This window comes from Agrobacterium sp. NPDC089420 (assembly GCF_044900305.1).
GTDB lineage: Bacteria > Pseudomonadota > Alphaproteobacteria > Rhizobiales > Rhizobiaceae > Agrobacterium.
The window spans coordinates 116,943-133,288 of sequence record NZ_JBJDMY010000011.1; the positions used below are offsets into that span (position 1 = coordinate 116,943).

General features: G+C 61.2%; 14 protein-coding genes. 7 read left to right on the forward strand and 7 right to left on the reverse strand.

All coding sequences use genetic code 11. From position 1 onward, the window contains the following. Window positions 1-77: 77 nt before the first annotated feature. Window positions 78-1,073, forward strand: a complete 996-nt coding sequence (gene araD1, locus ACI2KA_RS17585) for a 2-keto-3-deoxy-L-arabinonate dehydratase AraD1 (protein ID WP_404503741.1) — start codon at window positions 78-80, stop codon at window positions 1,071-1,073. Window positions 1,074-1,274: 201 nt separating this feature from the next. Here araD1 and ACI2KA_RS17590 read toward each other — a convergent pair whose 3' ends face one another. Further along, on the reverse strand, window positions 1,275-1,685 hold the full coding sequence (locus ACI2KA_RS17590) for a VOC family protein (protein WP_404503742.1): 411 nt from the start codon (window positions 1,683-1,685) through the stop codon (window positions 1,275-1,277). A 167-nt stretch (window positions 1,686-1,852) separates the two neighbouring features. Here ACI2KA_RS17590 and ACI2KA_RS17595 point away from each other — a divergent pair, with 167 nt between their 5' ends. Further along, on the forward strand, window positions 1,853-2,365 hold the full coding sequence (locus ACI2KA_RS17595; protein WP_404503743.1) for a GNAT family N-acetyltransferase: 513 nt from the start codon (window positions 1,853-1,855) through the stop codon (window positions 2,363-2,365). A gap of 42 nt (window positions 2,366-2,407) precedes the next feature. Here ACI2KA_RS17595 and ACI2KA_RS17600 read toward each other — a convergent pair whose 3' ends face one another. The 5 genes from ACI2KA_RS17600 to ACI2KA_RS17620 all read right to left on the reverse strand — a co-directional run bounded on the left by ACI2KA_RS17600 (window position 2,408) and on the right by ACI2KA_RS17620 (window position 6,786). Beyond that, window positions 2,408-2,872: a GNAT family N-acetyltransferase gene (locus ACI2KA_RS17600; RefSeq protein WP_404503744.1), complete on the reverse strand. Its 465-nt coding sequence runs from the start codon at window positions 2,870-2,872 to the stop codon at window positions 2,408-2,410. Between the two features lie 115 nt (window positions 2,873-2,987). Beyond that, window positions 2,988-3,584 carry a class I SAM-dependent methyltransferase gene (locus ACI2KA_RS17605; protein ID WP_404503745.1) on the reverse strand — a complete coding sequence of 199 codons (597 nt, stop codon included), beginning with the start codon at window positions 3,582-3,584 and terminating at the stop codon, window positions 2,988-2,990. A 4-nt stretch (window positions 3,585-3,588) separates the two neighbouring features. Next, window positions 3,589-4,410 (reverse strand): transglutaminase domain-containing protein, encoded by an 822-nt coding sequence (locus ACI2KA_RS17610; protein ID WP_404503746.1) that lies wholly within the window; start codon window positions 4,408-4,410, stop codon window positions 3,589-3,591. 21 nt (window positions 4,411-4,431) lie between these two features. Beyond that, the gene (locus tag ACI2KA_RS17615; RefSeq protein ID WP_404503747.1) at window positions 4,432-5,373 is read right to left on the reverse strand and encodes an alpha-E domain-containing protein; all 942 of its coding nucleotides are present in this window, start codon (window positions 5,371-5,373) and stop codon (window positions 4,432-4,434) included. Between the two features lie 3 nt (window positions 5,374-5,376). Further along, window positions 5,377-6,786, reverse strand: coding sequence for a circularly permuted type 2 ATP-grasp protein (locus ACI2KA_RS17620; protein ID WP_404503748.1), 1,410 nt, complete (start codon window positions 6,784-6,786; stop codon window positions 5,377-5,379). Window positions 6,787-7,261: 475 nt separating this feature from the next. On the opposite strand from ACI2KA_RS17620, the gene ACI2KA_RS17625 reads away from it, so the two are divergent. From ACI2KA_RS17625 to ACI2KA_RS17640, 4 genes are all read left to right on the forward strand, one after another. Next, window positions 7,262-8,158 carry a DMT family transporter gene (locus ACI2KA_RS17625; RefSeq protein ID WP_404503749.1) on the forward strand — a complete coding sequence of 299 codons (897 nt, stop codon included), beginning with the start codon at window positions 7,262-7,264 and terminating at the stop codon, window positions 8,156-8,158. 78 nt (window positions 8,159-8,236) lie between these two features. After that, window positions 8,237-8,854, forward strand: coding sequence for a L,D-transpeptidase (locus tag ACI2KA_RS17630; protein ID WP_404503750.1), 618 nt, complete (start codon window positions 8,237-8,239; stop codon window positions 8,852-8,854). Between the two features lie 240 nt (window positions 8,855-9,094). Then, complete coding sequence (locus ACI2KA_RS17635) at window positions 9,095-9,484, forward strand: DoxX family protein (protein ID WP_404503751.1); 390 nt, start codon at window positions 9,095-9,097, stop codon at window positions 9,482-9,484. Between the two features lie 148 nt (window positions 9,485-9,632). Beyond that, entirely contained in the window at window positions 9,633-10,556 is a 924-nt protein-coding gene (locus ACI2KA_RS17640) for a DMT family transporter (RefSeq protein ID WP_404503752.1), read from the forward strand. Between the two features lie 170 nt (window positions 10,557-10,726). Here ACI2KA_RS17640 and ACI2KA_RS17645 read toward each other — a convergent pair whose 3' ends face one another. Continuing rightward, window positions 10,727-12,196: a DEAD/DEAH box helicase gene (locus tag ACI2KA_RS17645; protein ID WP_110756192.1), complete on the reverse strand. Its 1,470-nt coding sequence runs from the start codon at window positions 12,194-12,196 to the stop codon at window positions 10,727-10,729. A 486-nt stretch (window positions 12,197-12,682) separates the two neighbouring features. Here ACI2KA_RS17645 and ACI2KA_RS17650 point away from each other — a divergent pair, with 486 nt between their 5' ends. Then, the gene (locus ACI2KA_RS17650; protein ID WP_404503753.1) at window positions 12,683-16,342 is read left to right on the forward strand and encodes a response regulator; all 3,660 of its coding nucleotides are present in this window, start codon (window positions 12,683-12,685) and stop codon (window positions 16,340-16,342) included. Window positions 16,343-16,346: the final 4 nt, after the last annotated feature.

The following is a 16,346-nucleotide window of genomic DNA, read 5'->3' on the forward strand; positions in this document are numbered from 1 at the left end:
TCGCAAGTCGAAAAAGTGGCCGGTTTCCGGCCACTTTCATAAGATGCAGGCGCGTTGCGCCCAAGGAAGGAAATCCCGTGCTCATTTCACAGATCAAGGATGCCAGTGGCAACATCACCGTCGCCGTTCGCGAGGAAGGCGGGCAGGCGCGCGCCGTCAAGGGTGCGGCATCGGTTTATGCGCTCGCGATTGAAGCCGCCAATGGCGGCAAGAGCCTTGCGGATGTCATTTCCGCCCATGGCCTGGGTGACGCCGTCGATCTCGAAAAGGCCTATGCGGAGGGCCGTTTCCTGCCGCCGATCACCCATCCCGATCCGGCCCATCTGCATCTGACCGGCACGGGCCTTACCCATCTCGGTTCGGCTGCGACCCGCGACAGCATGCACAAGAAGACCACGGAAGCGGCGGAAGAAAGCCTGACGGATTCCATGAAGATGTTCCGCATGGGTCTGGAAAACGGCAAGCCCAAGGCTGGCGAAAAGGGCGTGCAGCCCGAATGGTTCTACAAGGGCAACGGCCACGTGGCGGCGGCCCCGGGTGCGGCGCTCACTTCGCCGTCCTTTGCGCTGGATGGCGGCGAAGAGCCGGAAATGGCCGGCATCTATGTGATTTCCGACAAGGGTGAGGCTGTGCGCATCGGCTTTGCCGTGTCCAACGAGTTTTCCGATCACGTCACCGAGCGGATCAACTACCTCTACCTCGCCCATTCCAAGCTGCGCCCGGCGAGCTTCGGCCCGGAAATCCGCGTCGGCGCCCCGCCGTCCGATATTCGCGGCACCTCGCGCATCCGCCGCGGCGACAAGGTCATCTTCGAAAAGCCGTTCGTTTCGGGTGAGGACAACATGTCCCACACCTTCGCAAACCTCGAATATCATCACTTCAAATACGGCCTGTTCCGCGCGCCCGGCGACGTGCATGTGCACATGTTCGGCACGGCGACGCTTTCCTTCGCAGAAGGCATCAAGCCGGAAGCGGGCGACGTCTTCGAAATCGAGGCCGCCGGTTTCGGCCTGCCGCTGAAGAACCCGCTGGCGGTGGACGCGGAAGAAGAGATCGCGGTTCGGCAGATTTGATCTGCGGGTTGAGCATGAAAATCGTCGAGGGTGGAGGCGCCTTGCGTCACTTCCCCTCGGCGTCACCCTCGGGCTTGTCTCGAGGATCTGTAAGCGATTGATTTTACGCGACGTGAATGGATCCTCGGGACAAGCCCGAGGATGACGAAGGAGGGGGTCGCGGTTTCTTTCTCGGCCTTTGTGTGACAGGTGGCTCGCACGTCACTCGACCCCCCACAGCTTGCCTTCACCCACCTCCACCGAATTGCCCGCAGGATCGCGGATATAGACGGAATAGCTGTCGTTCGGCCAGCGGTGGTAGTGCTCGACGGCAATCCCGAGCGTTTCGAAGTGGGTCTTCCACGCGTCCACTTCCGATTTATCCTTCGCATAGAAGCAGAAATGGCCTTGCCCGACCGCGCCATGGCGCGGGATGGGATTGTCGGGATCGGCCCGGCTTGACTGCTGCGGATCAAAGATCAGCAGCATTTGCCGGCCGCATCTGAAGAAGACGAATTGTCCGGGCAGTCTGCGCACCACCTCCAATCCGAAGACATCGCGGTAAAAGGCCTCGGCGGCGTCGAGATCATCCGCGTAGAGGGCGGTTTCCATGATGGCGGATGGTGGTTTCATCATCATTCTCTTTCCAGGATGAGGTATTTTCCCCTGCCGTCAGACATCCATAAGCCACGTCCACGGCGATGGGAACATGGGGAATGACTGTTTCTCCGGTGCCGCGGATGGGCTATGCAGTTGAAACACGGTTCAGCCGGGATGGCCGATGAAGGACGGAGTTCAAGGTGGGTGACACGAATATAAGACGCCTGACGCAGGAGGACGTGGACATCTTCCGCGAGATGCGGCTCGAAGCGCTTCGTACCGAGCCTGAGGCCTATGCGAGTAGCGCCGCGGACTGGGAGACGCTGACGGCGGACGAATGGCGTACACGATTGGCCCAGAACAGTGTGTTTGCCGCGTTTTGGGATGATGCTCCGGTGGGGATCATGGGGTTGATGCGCCAGGGCGCCAGCAAGATGGCGCACAGGGCTACACTGATCATGGTCTATGTGCGGGCCGAGGCGCGGGGAACGGGCATTGCCCGCGCGCTTCTGGAGGCTGTGAAGTCCTTTGCGAAAGACAGCGGCATCCGGCAGATCGAGCTTGCGGTCAGCGCTGAAAATCCCGTCGCCGCCAGTTTCTACAAACGGGCCGGTTTTTCGCAGATAGGATGCGTGCCGGGCGGATTTCTGCACGAGGGCAGGGAGATCGACGATATCATGATGGCCTGCCGGGTGGATTCCGCAGATACATGATCGACCGGGAGGAGCGCGCGGCCCGGCGCCAGGGCCGGCCGCTCAGTCCGTTGCGCTGAAAGTCAGCACGGTCAGATCGTGTTTGCCGACGCCGCGCTCCAGCACGATCCAGCCGCAATTTATGTAATAGCTTTCGAGATCACGCCGGCAGCAGAGATAGCTGACCGGGTGGCCGAGTTCGGCGGCCCTTTGTGTTGCCGCCCGCATCAGGGCGCGCGCCACGCCTGAACGCCGCCGGCCTTCTTCGACCCAGAGTGCTGCGACCCAGGGCAGATATTGCGGCCGCTCTTCCAGGTCGCAATGAATGAGGAAGGCGGAGCCGACATAATCGTCGCCGTCATGGGCAACGAAACCGGTGGGCAGCGTGTGGGGATTGGTCATGTCCTTCAGGTGTTCGGCAACGTCGCCGACCTCCAGGCCGCTATCCTGCCACCATGCCGTCCACACCCGTTCCGCAATGATGGGGCCATGGGACTGTCGGTCGCGGTAGTCGGAAATATTGTACAAGGCCCTCTCCCGGCCGGCTTCTTTCCGCTGGATTGAAGCCGGATCATGCTTTGAAGTCGATGCCGCGATTTAAACGGTCGCGAGACGTTTGCGCAACCGGCAGTTCGGGAATGGATCAGGACTTCGTTGCCGTCACATGCAGCCAGTCGGTCGGCATGTTGTCGTAGCCGCTGCCCTGGCGGGCTTCGGTTTCGATGCTCGTCCAGTCAAACTGTCCGTAGACATCGTCCAGCCAGGCTTTGGAAGGATAGTTGTAATAACGGCCGAACATGTCGCGGCCTTCGGCCTCTCCGGCCTTGAAGCTGGCGTAAAACACCCCGCCCGGCTTCAGTGCCGTGTGGATGCGGCCGATGATGCCGGGAAGTGCGGGGCGCGGCACATGCAGCAGGCAGGCATTGGCCCAAACGCCGTCATATCGCTCGCCCTCATCGATATTCTCGAACAGCAATGTCCTGACGGGAATGCCGAGCCGGGCTTCGGCCGCTTTGGCGATCTCGGGCGTCCCATCGGTGGGGCAAACGTCGAAACCGGCAGCAAGCATGTATTCGCTGTCCTGGCCGCCGCCGCATCCCAGTTCGAGGATGGTTGCGCCCTCGGGCAAGCGCGCCAGAAATGTCTCCAGATGCGGGCGGTCCGCAGCCTGTCCCCGGGTGGTGTAGGCGTCGGCATGATCGGTGTAGAAACCGATCGTATCCTCGTCTTTAGCGGTCATGGTCTCAGCTCTGCGACTGGCTCTGGCTTTGCGACTGCTGCACGGTGACAGACACGCTCAGCGTTTCACCCGCCTGGCCGATGCGCATGCCGGAGATCGGCGCGCAGTCGCGGTAGCAGAGGCCGGATGCGATGCGGACATAACGGTCGTCGGGGCAGATATTGTTGGCGGCGTCGAAGCCGACCCAGCCCAGCCCCTGAAGATGCACCTCGGCCCAGGCATGGGTGGCCACCTGTTCCTCCACCTCTTCCATCATCAGATAACCGGAGACATACCGGGCCGGCAGTCCCATCAGCCGCGCGGCGGCAATCAGGATATGGGCGTGGTCCTGGCAGACGCCCTTGCCTGCCTCCAGTGCGGCTTCCGCCGTGGTTTCAATGTCGGTCGCACCCGGCACATAATCCACCTTTCGGTGAATATTCTCCATGAGGTCGTGTAGGCGGGCAAGTTCGCTGTCGCCGGTGCTGGCCTTCACCAGTTCGCGCACCAGCCTGCCCGGCTTGGTGCGCGGGGTTTCGCGCAGGAAAAGCCAGAGCGGCGCATTGCCGATATGGTGGCCGAAGACACCGGCCTTGTCCTCGGTGCTTACAAGGCCGCTGGCAACGACCTTGACCCGCTGCTGTGGCCCTTCTGTTTCCACCAGCGCGACGCGATTGCCGAAATGATCGTCATAGGTCACTTCCTCCGTCGCGCCGTCGACGGAGACATCCCAGTTCTCCACCGTCTGGCACGGGCCGCTCTGCGGCGTCAGCCGCAGCCGCTGCAACGCATAGGGCATCGGCTCGTCATAGACATATTCCGTCGTATGGGTGATTTTCAGGCGCATAAGCTGTCCCCGTCCACGCGCTTATTGATAGAAGCGGTAGCCTTCCGTGATTTCCTGTCCCAGTTGCCCGTTGCGATTGACGAATCGCTCCAGAAATTCGTGCAGGCCTTCGTCCATCACCCGGCCGATGGTGGTGGCGCGCAGGCTGTCGCGAATGCTTTCCGCCGTGTCATGGGCCTTGTGCCTCTCACCGTAATCCTCGGCTATATAATTGAGGTTGCTGGCGATCTTCTCGTAGCAATAGGCAAGCGAACGCGGCATGCGGCCGTTCAGAATGAGGAAGTCGGCAATATTGGCCGGCTTGTATTCCGCATCATAGACCCAGCCATAGGAGCGGTGCGCCGAGACCGAACGCAGGATGGATTCCCACTGCGCATTGTCGAGCGACGACCCCACATGCGCGACCGCCGGCAGCAGCACGTAATATTTGACGTCGAGAATGCGCGCGGTGTTGTCGGCGCGTTCGATGAAGGTGCCGATGCGGGAGAAATTGTAGAGATCGTTGCGCAGCATCGAGCCGTGAAATGCGCCGCGCACCAGGCCGGCGCGATGTTTGATGACATCGATGGTCTGCGGCAGTTCGGCATGGTTGAGCTTGCGGCCGAGAATATTCTTCAGCTCGATCCAGAATTCGTTGGTGGCTTCCCATGTCTCCCGCGTCAGCGCCGTGCGCACCATGCGGGCATTGTTGCGGCCCGCGTCGATACAGGACATGACGCTGGACGGGTTCGATTTTGCCCGAAGCAGATAGTCGATCGCATCCGCCGCCGTCACCTTTTCGTGCTTTTCGAGAAAGGCCTCGCGCACGCCTGCACTCTGCAGGACGCCGTCCCAGTCCTCATCGCCGCTGCCGCTGCGCGTCAGCGAAACGCGCAGGCCCGCATCGATCAGCCGGGCGATGTTTTCAGCACGCTCGATATACCGGAACATCCAGTAGAGCCCGTTTGCCGTTCTGCCCAGCATGGCTTAGTCCTCCAGTACCCAGGTATCCTTGGTGCCGCCGCCCTGGCTGGAATTGACCACCAGCGAGCCCTTCTTCAGCGCCACGCGGGTCAGGCCGCCGGGAATGATCTGCACCTTGTCGGATACCAGCACATAGGGGCGCAGATCCACATGGCGCGGCGCAATGCCGTTTTTCACCATGATCGGCACGGTGGACAGCGACAGCGTCGGCTGCGCGATATAATTGGCGGGACGGGCTTTGAGCTTTTCGGCGAACAGCACCCGTTCGCGTTTCGTCGCCGTGGGACCGACCAGCATGCCGTAACCGCCCGAACCGTGGACTTCCTTGACGACGAGGTCGGCGAGGTTGTCGAGCACATATTTCAGGCTGTCCGGCTCCGAACAGCGCCAGGTCGGCACGTTTTCGAGAAGCGGTTTGCGGCCGGTATAGAATTCGACGATCTCGGGCATGTAGGAATAGATCGCCTTGTCATCGGAAATGCCGGTGCCGGGAGCATTGGCGATGGTGATGTTGCCGGCGCGGTAGACATCCATGATGCCGGGAACGCCGAGCGCCGAATCCGGCCGGAAGGTCAAGGGATCGAGGAAGTCGTCATCGACGCGGCGGTATAGCACATCGATCGCCTCGTAACCGCGCGTCGTGCGCATCTTGACCTTGCCGTCCATGACGCGCAGGTCGGAACCTTCCACCAGTTCCACGCCCATCATGTCGGCAAGGAAGGAATGCTCGTAATAGGCCGAATTATAGATGCCGGGGGTCAGCACCGCGACGCGCGGCTTGCCGGTGCAGCCGGGCGGCGCCAGCGAGGCGAGCGACTGGCGCAGCAGATAGGGATAATCCTCCACCCGCCGCACGCGGTTTTCGTGGAAGAGTTCCGGGAACATCTGCATCATCGTCTCGCGGTTTTCCAGCATGTAGCTGACGCCGGACGGCGTGCGGGCATTGTCTTCCAGAACATAGAACTGGTCTTCGCCGGTGCGGACGATGTCGGTGCCGACAATATGGGTATAAACGCCGCCGGGCGGGGTGAAGCCGATCATTTCCGGCAGGAAGGCTTCGTTCTTCTCGATGATTTCGCGCGGAATGCGCCCGGCGCGGATGATTTCCTGCTTATGATAGATATCGTCGAGGAAAGCGTTGAGGGCGAGAACGCGCTGTTCGATGCCCTGGGCCAGCTTGCGCCATTCGCGGCCGGAGATGATGCGCGGGATGATATCGAAGGGGATCAGTTTTTCCGAACTGTCGGCATGGCCATAGACTGCGAAAGTAATACCGGTTTTCCGAAAGATGTTTTCCGCGTCTTTTGATTTCTGGATCAGGTGTGACCTGTCCTGCCGGCTGTACCACTCGTTATAGTTTTCATATGGGCTTCGCGGCGTGTCGTCCGCATTTATCATTTCGTCAAATGCCAACTTCGATGTCCCCTTTTTTGCCATATGAATACAACGCCAAATGCAATGCAAGAACTATAGGGACGTGCTCGTGAAGATTTTTCGCCGCCCTAGGGTTTTAAAAAAGAAGCGTTTTTTGGGTTTCAGCCTATAAATGCGGCAGTGGAAAAATGGTTGCGCCGCATGGCGGCGCGGAAGGGCACCGTGAGGCTGTGTGCCGCGTGGGCGAATGCACAAAATTTGTTCTTTCGCTTTCGGTTGATGAATCGCGGAAGTGGCATCAGAAAATCTGAACGATGCCATCACCAAAACACCTTTGACCTTTGGGGAAGATGACGATACCGCCATTGTAAATGGTCCGGGTTCAGCCGCATGGTGCTTCCGGGGCCGGTTTGACCCGTCGTCTTTAATACAGTCCGCAATATCAATTCGCCCGCATGTCCTGCGTCCCGGGCAATGTCCGACGGGGACACCATGCGGCACAGGGGATGTTCCCATGGCGCTCGACCGTCTGGCTCCGGCCATCTTCGTCTTCCTCTGGTCGACCGGCTGGGTCACCGCCAAATATGCCGTCCATTATACCGGGCCGCTGACCTTCCTCTGTCTGCGTTATCTGCTGGCCGGCCTGCTGTTATGGGCAATCTGCCGGCTGTCTTCCATTTCCTGGCCGCAGCAGCGTGCCGATGTGCTGCGGGCCATCCTGTCCGGTGTGTTCCTGCACGGCATTTATCTCGGCATGATCTGGTGGGCGATAGGGCAGGGCGTGCCGGCGGCGATCGGCGGCATCATCGCCGGTCTGCAGCCGCTGATGACGGCGGTGGCCGCCCGTTTCATGATCGGTGAAAGGATTTCGGGCGTGCAGCGGCTGGGTCTGCTGCTTGGTTTTGCCGGCATCGCCATTGCCGTTCTGCCGAAGGTCCTGGCCAGCGGCGCGTTCGGCATGTCCGTGCCGCTTTATGCCGTGGCGGTGAATGTACTGGGCATGGTGTCGGTGACCTATGGCACGCTCTACCAGAAGAAATATGTCCATGGCGGCAACATCATGGCGGTAGCCACGCTGCAATATGTCGGCGCGCTGCTGGTCACCCTTCCCTTCGCATTGTTGCTGGAGGATGGGCATGTGGACTGGAGCCTTGGGCTCGTCGCCACGCTCGGCTGGTCGGTGGGCGCAATCTCCATCGGCGCCGTGGCGCTGCTTCTTTATCTCATCCGGCGCGGGCAGGTGTCGCGCGCGGCCTCGCTGATCTATCTCGTGCCGCCGCTTGCCGCCGTCGAGGCCGCGCTGCTTTTCGGGGAAACGCTGACGCCGGCCATGATTGCCGGCACCGTTCTTGCGGTGATGGGGGTTTACCTCGCCAACCGCAAACCTGCCGCGTCGGTTGCGGCGGGTTAATTACTGCAACCTCATATTAGGGGTTTGTTAACCATAAAATTATACCTCTCGTTAATCCAAAGATTTGGCGGGGGTTACATGTCTATTTCACGTCGTGGTGTTCTGTTCGGATTGCCGCTGTTTCTGGCCGGCTGTGCCAATACCGGCATCGGCCAGCAAAGGTTGAATTATGCGGCAAAGCCGGAGGAGAAATTTCCGCTTCCCGCCATGCATCTCGACAAGGTCAAGCCGGAACTGCGCCGCCAGGAAGTTGCCTATGATAGCAGCCATCCGGCCGGAACGGTTGTCGTGGATACGCCGGCGCGACGGCTCTATTATGTTCTGGGCGGCGGGCGCGCCATGCGTTACGGCGTCGGTGTCGGCCGTCAGGGGCTGGCGCTGAAGGGCGACGCCTATATTGGCCGCAAGGCGGAATGGCCCTCCTGGACGCCGACCGCGAACATGATGCGCCGTGATCCGCGCAACCTGAAATTTGCCGGCGGCATGGCAGGCGGCCCGAACAACCCGCTCGGCGCGCGGGCGCTGTACCTCTATCGCGGCGGCAATGACACCATGTTCCGCCTGCACGGCACCAACCAGCCGCAATCCATCGGTCACGCCATGTCGAGCGGCTGCATCCGCATGCTGAACCACGACATCATCGATCTTTATAGCCGCGTGCCGGTCGGTTCAAAGGTCGTGGTGTTGCAGGCCTAAGGCGGGGCGGTTTTTTCCGCCTTTTCCGCTCGAAAAAATATCTGAAGCCTTGAGTTGATTTTTCCGGATCGATGCAAATTTCATACGGTAAAATCAACTATTTGTAGAAAATCGACTTTTGCTTATTTTAGGTAGTCCTGCAATATCGGAAACGTGATTTCCGCTCTTGGGGGCGTGTATCCATAAACGTGCCAGCGCGCCCTGACCGGCGCTTCACCACTTCAACGGGGACACATCAACATGGCAACTTTCGACAATCTCTCGCGCTACCGGCCTTATGCCCTTGCGGCCCTGCGCATCGTCGCAGCGCTGCTTTTCATCGAACATGGAACGCAGAAGCTGTTCGGCTTTCCGGCATCGCAGATGCAGGGTTCCCTGCCGACACTGATGCTGGTGGCGGCGCTTCTGGAATTCGTCGGCGGCATTCTGGTGCTGATCGGGCTGTTCACGCGGCCGGTCGCCTTCATCCTGTCCGGTCAGATGGCCGTCGCCTATTTCATGGCGCATGCGCCGCAGAATTTCTTCCCGGCCCTGAATGGCGGCGACGCGGCCATCCTCTTCTGCTTCGTGTTCCTCTATTTCGTCTTTGCCGGCCCCGGAGCTTTCTCGGTGGATGAGCGCCGGGCCTGACCGGCCTGCGGATCCTCATCGATTTCTTCCCTGAAGCCCCGCATGGCCAGGCCATGCGGGGCTTCTTTTTTTAATTGCTGGAAACTTCGGCCGCCGCCGAAGCACGGATGATTGTTTTCGGGCTAGGAAGGGTTCATCCTGACCACAGTTGGAAAATCGGCCCGCGACCCCTCAGAACACCATTGCCCGCGAATTGCTGCTTCTCGCCCTGTTGTCCACGCTGTGGGCGGCATCCTATACCTTCATCAAGATCGGGGTGGAAACGATACCGCCGATCACCTTCATCGCGTTGCGGACCCTGATTGCCGGCCTGCTGCTCGTGGCGGTCATCCGGCTGCGCGGGCTGCGGCTGCCGAAGGATCGCGCGACATGGCGGCTGTTTTTCATCCAGGCCTGCATCAACAGCGTCATGCCCTTCACGCTGATCGCCTGGGCGGAACAGAGCATCGATGCCGGCCTTGCCGTCATCCTCAATGCGACGACGCCGATCTTCACCTTTCTTCTGACTGCGCTCATCATCCGGCACGAGGCGGTCAGCGGGCGAAAGCTGTTCGGCACCATTGCCGGCATGACGGGCGTGTGCCTCATCATCGGCATGGAAGCGCTGAGCGGTGCGGGCGAGGCGATATGGAGCCAGCTCGCCGTGCTCACGGCGGCATTTTCTTATGCCTGCGCGGCCATATTCGGGAAGAATTTCAAGGGGCTGGATCCGATCATGCCGGCCGCCGGCTCGCTGATCTGCGGCGCTGTGCTGTTGCTGCCGGTCAGCCTGATCGTCGACCGGTCCTGGACCTTGTCGCCTTCGGCATCGTCGCTCACGGCGCTGGTGTGCCTCAGCGTCTTTTCGACCTCGCTCGCCTTCATGATCTATTTCCGGCTGATGCAGACGCTCGGCTCGGTCGGCACCACCTCGCAGGCCTATCTCAGGGTCCCGGTCGGCGTCGCCATCGGCATGGCGTTTCTGGGGGAGGTGCCGACACCCGCCATGTGGGTCGGCCTTGTCTGCGTGATTGCCGGCGTGCTGGCCATGACCCTGCCGTCACGGCGCCGGCCGGTGGCGCAGGGCGGGTGAAGGTAAAAAGCCCCGCTGGCCGTATGGCTGCGGGGCTTGATTGGCGAGTGGGCGCCCTCGCCGGATTTCGGAGACCTTATCCCCTCATCCGACCCTTCGGATCACCTTCTCCCTGGTGGGGAGAAGAAAGACGCAGCGAATGCCGAGCGCCTTCCACCCACGCAGAATGCTTAACGGTTGCGGCCGCGATGGCCGTTGCCGGAAGCGCGCTTTTCCTGGCCGTTGCCGCCGGCAGGGGCGTGGCGGTTGGCGCCGCTGCCGCCGGGCTTGCGCGCGGGGCGGCGGTGCTTGCGCGGGCCGGCCGGACGGCCTGCGTCGCCTTCCGCCTGCTTCACGCGCTTGAAGTCGGAGGTGACTTCCAGGTCGTTATCCGCTTCGCGCGGCGCATGGTGGCGGGACGGGCGGGATTCGCCGTTGTGACGTCCGCCTTCGCGCGGGCCGCGCTGCTGGCCGCCATTATTGTTGCGGCCGCGATTGTTGTTGCCGCGCGAGGGGCTGGCCAGACCGGCCGGACGCTCGCCCGATGCGACCGGGATTTCGATCTTCATCAGCTTTTCGATGTCGTGCAGCAGGCGGGTTTCGTCCGGAGCGCAGAAAGCGATGGCGATGCCGTCGCGACCGGCACGGGCGGTGCGGCCGATGCGGTGGACATAGGCGTCCGGCACTTCCGGCAGGTCATAGTTGAACACGTGCGTCACGGCCGGGATGTCGATGCCGCGGGCGGCGACGTCGGTTGCGACCAGCACCTTGATGTCGCCATCCTTGAAGCCCTTCAGCGCCCGTTCGCGCTGGCCCTGGCTCTTGTTGCCATGGATGGAGGCGACCTTGAAGCCGATATGTTCGAGATGCTTGTACAGCTTCTCGGCGCCGTGCTTGGTGCGCAGGAACACGATGGCGCGGCCATCCGGATTCTCGTTCAGCGACTTCTTCAGAAGATCGGTCTTGTCGTTCTTGCCGGCGACGAAATGGACATATTGCTCCACCTTGTCGGCCGCCTTGCCGGGCGGGGTCACTTCCACCTTGAGCGGATCGGTCAGGTAGCTGTGGGCCAGATCGGCGATCGCCTTCGGCATGGTGGCGGAGAAGAGCAGCGTCTGGCGCTTGGCCGGCACCATCTTCGAAATCTTGCGCAGATCGTGGATGAAGCCGAGATCGAGCATCTGGTCGGCTTCGTCCAGCACCAGATAGGTGACCTTGGAGAGCGAGATGGCGTTGCGGGCGATAAGGTCCAGCAGACGGCCGGGGGTCGCCACGAGAATGTCCGTGCCCTTTTCCAGCTGCAGCTGCTGCTTGTTGATCGAGGCGCCGCCAACCACCTGGTTGATGCGCAGCGGTGTCTTCTTCACGAAAGAGCGCAGGTTTTCGCCGATCTGGTTCACCAGCTCGCGCGTGGGGGCGAGGATGAGCGTGCGGCAGGTGCGGTTTGCCGGGCGGTCGGCCTGCTTCATCAGCATTTCGATGATCGGCAGGCCGAAAGCGGCGGTCTTGCCGGTGCCGGTCTGTGCGAGGCCGATGAGGTCGCGGCCTTCAAGCAGCAGGGGAATGGCCTTTGCCTGAATGGGGGTGGGGGTCGTATAGCCAAGCTGGGTAACGCTGGCCACGATCTTTTCGGAGAGGCCGAGTTCGCTAAAACTGGTCAATATATTGCCTTTCGGGGCGCCAAAAACCAATCGTCCGGAACAGTGCTGCTGTCCGGCGGTTTCGGCGTCAAGAACCCCGCGTGAATTGGGAACTTGTGGGTTGGAATAACTTTCTGCGCATCAGTGCGGCAAATGCCGTCTTCTGTATTCGTTGCGCTTTTCCTTCATGCGGGCCAGTTTTTCCGGTCATACGCTGCAGCTCACGCGGCTGCCGAAGGTGAAAGCTTGACCGGCATGTGGGCGTTTTGCGCGTTAAAGTCAAGCAATAGTTTTATAACGGGGTTGCCGGACAGTGCATGGCTGCCATGCGCAAGAGCGCCGCGCCACGACCGGCGGAGCGGCCGAAGGGCGAATAATTGTGGTTAAAAAAGGGTATTGCCGCGTAACGCGCATAGCAAAAACAGATTTTCTCACATAACGTTTTGGCGAAGTCATCTGTAAATATTTGATTCGACAACGGTGAAACTGCACGGTGTGGAGTATCGATTGACCGAAGGCAGCGGGTTGCTGGAAAAGGCTTGCAGGGCTGTCGCCGCTCTGGACCTTCCCGCGTGCATCAAGGACAGCGAGCTGCGTTATGTTGTGGTCAACGCCGCTTATGGCCGGGTCATGGGGCGTCCGGCTGCGGCGTTCGAAGGCCGGACGAGCCATTCCCTTTCCGCCGATATTCGCGACGCCGAGCGCGAGGACAGGGAGCGCCGCTCGCTGGTCTTCGCCACCGACGAGACGATCGCCTGTCACGTCGCGGCGTCCCCGGCGCCGCACAGGCTTCGCTGTGAACGTTTTACCGGCGATGACGGCAATCTTTTCCTGTTCGAAGTGTTTGAAGACACGCCCCCTGCCGCCGTGGAGGAGTTTCCCGACGCTGGCGGTGCTTCGGAGCTGCTGTTCGGCAGCGGTGTGATCGACCTCATCGACGCCGGTATCGTCATTTATGACAGCGACAACCGGCTGCTTTATTGCAATGCCCGTTTCAGGGAGTTTTACAGCGCCTTCGGCGTCGAGCTGACGCCCGGCGTGACGCTCGAAGCGCTGATGGAAGCCGTCTATTTTTCGAGCGGCTACCGCGACATGAAGGACCATGATCCGGCCTTTGCCCAGTGGATGGAGGGGCAGTTACGGGATTTTTCCCTGCCCTATCTGGAAAGGGTGGAGCAATTTGCCGATGGCCGCTGGGTACGCATCGTCAACAAGCGGCTGGAAAACGGCATGCTGGTCGGGTTGCGGATCGATGTGACCGAATTCAAGGCGCATGAAACGCTGCTGAGCACGCAGATCCGCGAGACCTGGCTGTTGCGCGCGGCGCTGGAGCAATTGCCCGTCGGCGTTTTCCTGAGGGATCAGGACAGGCGGCTGAGCTTTGCCAACGCGGCCTATGAGACGTTCATGGGCGCCGGCGCCGCCGATTGCATCGGCAAGACGGAATGCGAGCTGTTTCCCGAGCAGGAGCGCGAAAACGAGCGCATTCTGCAAACCGGGGAATCGATCGAAAGGATGGGAAACATTCCGCAGCCGGATGGCGGCGCTGTTCCCGTCATCACCCGGCTCGGCCGGGTCGCGACACCGGACGACGAATATTATCTCGTGGGTTCGGTCACCGATGTCAGCCTGCTGCAGGACCGGGAAAAGGCGCTGATCGCGGCCCAGGCCGAAGCCGAGGCGCTGCACCGCCAGCTGGAGGCGGTTCTTCATGCCCTGCCGGTGGGGGTGCTGCTTCTCGATGCCGATCTCGTCATCGAATATGTCAATCCGTTCTTTTATGAGGTCTGGGGCGAAATCGGCGGCGAGAGGTCGCTGGTCGGCAAAAGCTATCGCGAATTCATGGAGATGAACTTCGACAGCGGCCTTTACGACTATGGCGACATGTCCTTCGACGATCTCTACAGCCAGCGCGCGGAACGGCTTCGCAGCGAGGAGATTTTCGCCCCCCGCGAAGTGCGCAGCAAGAGCGGCAAGGTGACGGTGATTTCAAAAACCCGCCTCGACGGCGGGAAAATCCTCAGCACTTACGCCGATGTGACCGATGTGCGCATGCGCGATGCCGAGATCATGAAGGCCAAGGCCGAGCTGGAGCGCGTCGGCGAATATATGCAGGGCGCCACGCGGGCCATGGCGCAAGGGCTGGTGCTTGTCGAGCAGGGCACGATCATCATGTCCAACGAGGCGATGGCGCGGATGTTCGACGTGCCGCCGCATCTGCTGGAAAAAGGCCGTGACTGGTCGGATTTCTTCGCCCATTGTTCCGGCCGCGGGGATTTGGGCGAGGCCGCGGAGGCGGCCGCGACGCTTGCCGCCTGGAAGGACAATATTGCCGCCAACCGGCCGTTTTCCTGGCTGCTGCACGTTGCCGGCAAAAGCTGGCTCAATCTTGAGGCGACCAACAGTTCCGGCAATTACTGGCTCGTCATCGTCACCGACGTGACCGAGATGAAGATGCGCGAAGGCGAATTGCAGCGGCTGCTGTCACGGGCGGAAGCGGCGGATCGCGCCAAATCGGAATTCCTGGCCAATATGAGCCATGAAATCCGCACGCCGATGAACGGCGTGCTCGGCATGGCGGAGCTTCTGGCCAAATCCAATCTCGACACGCGCCAGAAGACCTTTACCGACATCATCGTCAAATCCGGCAATGCGCTGCTGACGATCATCAACGACATTCTGGATTTTTCCAAGATCGAGGCCGGGCAGATGAAGCTGCGCAGCGTGGCTTTCGATGCGGCCGAAGCGGTGGAGGACGTGGTGTCGCTGTTATCCTCGGCGGCGCTGGAAAAGGACATAGAGCTTGTCGTGCGGATCGACCCGTCGGTTGTCGGCAAGGTCATAGGCGATGCCGGGCGGTTCCGCCAGATCGTCACCAACCTCGTCGGCAATGCCGTCAAATTCACGGAAACCGGCCATGTGCTGGTCGAGCTTTCGGCGCAGTCGGCGGAAGCGTCCGAGACCATGCTGGCACTGCGGGTCGAAGACAGCGGCATCGGCATTCCGGCCGACAAGCTGGAGACGATCTTCGACAAGTTCAGCCAGGTCGATGGTTCCGCGACGCGCCGGCACGAGGGAACGGGACTGGGACTGGCGATCACCGTCGGCCTTGTCGGCCTCTTCGACGGTTCGATCAACGTCGTGAGCGAGGTCGGCAAGGGATCGGCCTTCGAGGTCACCATTCCGTTCCAGATGACCGAAAGACGGCGCGACCTTCCGCCTCTTGCCGTCGCGATCGACGATATCCGCGTGCTGGTCATCGACGATAACGACGTCAATCGCCGCATATTGACCGAACAGCTGCGAGGCTGGGGCATGGACGGCCATGCCGTGGAGGATGGCCCTTCGGGCATCGCCGTGCTGCAGGAGGCGGCGTCGCTCGGTTTTTCGATCGACGCCATCATCCTCGATTATCATATGCCCGTCATGAACGGGCTGGATGTGGTCGAGCAAATCCGCGCGGACGAGCGTTTCGATGATATCGCCATCGTGTTCCTGACCTCGATGGATGTGGTCGGCGACGAAACGCTGTTCACCGATCTCAACGTGCAGGCGCATCTGATGAAACCGGCGCGGGCGCGGCTTTTGCGCTCCACCCTGTTCGATGTGGTGCGGGATGTGCGGCTGAAGCGTGCCCGGCTGCAGCCGCAAGCGCTCGGGACGGGTGGTGGCCCGGTCAGGTCGGGAAGCGGCGCCGCCGAAAAGAAGCAGCGTATTCCGCCAGCGGCGCCTGCCGTTCCGCAACGGCGCCGGCCGAGCCTGATCGACGTGCTGGTGGCCGAGGACAATGACGTCAACCAGATCGTTTTCACCCAGATCCTGCAGCAGGCCGGTTTGCGGTTCCTGATCGTCGGCAACGGCAAGAAGGCGGTTCAGGCCTGGGAAGAAAATAATCCCGCCCTCATCCTGATGGATGTCTCGATGCCTGTGATGAACGGCCATCAGGCGACGAGGGCCATCCGCACCGCCGAACAGGCGGCCGCCGATGGCAGGCATGTGCCGATCATCGGCGTCACGGCCCATACGCAGGAGGCGGACCGCGAACTGTGCCTGCAGGCGGGCATGGACGATTATCTGTCGAAGCCGATCAGCCCCGAAATTCTCGAGGACAAGATCGCGCAATGGCTGGGAGACGCCATGCCGCGCCGCGACGCGCCCGGCGTCTGATCGT

What these genes read in the sequence shown, in the direction of transcription:
- ACI2KA_RS17590 (WP_404503742.1), bottom strand. Translation starts at nt 1,685, where the DNA reads ATGAAACCACCATCCGCCATCATGGAAACCGCCCTCTACGCGGATGAT.
- ACI2KA_RS17605 (WP_404503745.1), bottom strand. Translation starts at nt 3,584, where the DNA reads ATGACCGCTAAAGACGAGGATACGATCGGTTTCTACACCGATCATGCC.
- ACI2KA_RS17610 (WP_404503746.1), bottom strand. Translation starts at nt 4,410, where the DNA reads ATGCGCCTGAAAATCACCCATACGACGGAATATGTCTATGACGAGCCG.
- ACI2KA_RS17615 (WP_404503747.1), bottom strand. Translation starts at nt 5,373, where the DNA reads ATGCTGGGCAGAACGGCAAACGGGCTCTACTGGATGTTCCGGTATATC.
- ACI2KA_RS17625 (WP_404503749.1), top strand. Translation starts at nt 7,262, where the DNA reads ATGGCGCTCGACCGTCTGGCTCCGGCCATCTTCGTCTTCCTCTGGTCG.
- ACI2KA_RS17630 (WP_404503750.1), top strand. Translation starts at nt 8,237, where the DNA reads ATGTCTATTTCACGTCGTGGTGTTCTGTTCGGATTGCCGCTGTTTCTG.
- ACI2KA_RS17635 (WP_404503751.1), top strand. Translation starts at nt 9,095, where the DNA reads ATGGCAACTTTCGACAATCTCTCGCGCTACCGGCCTTATGCCCTTGCG.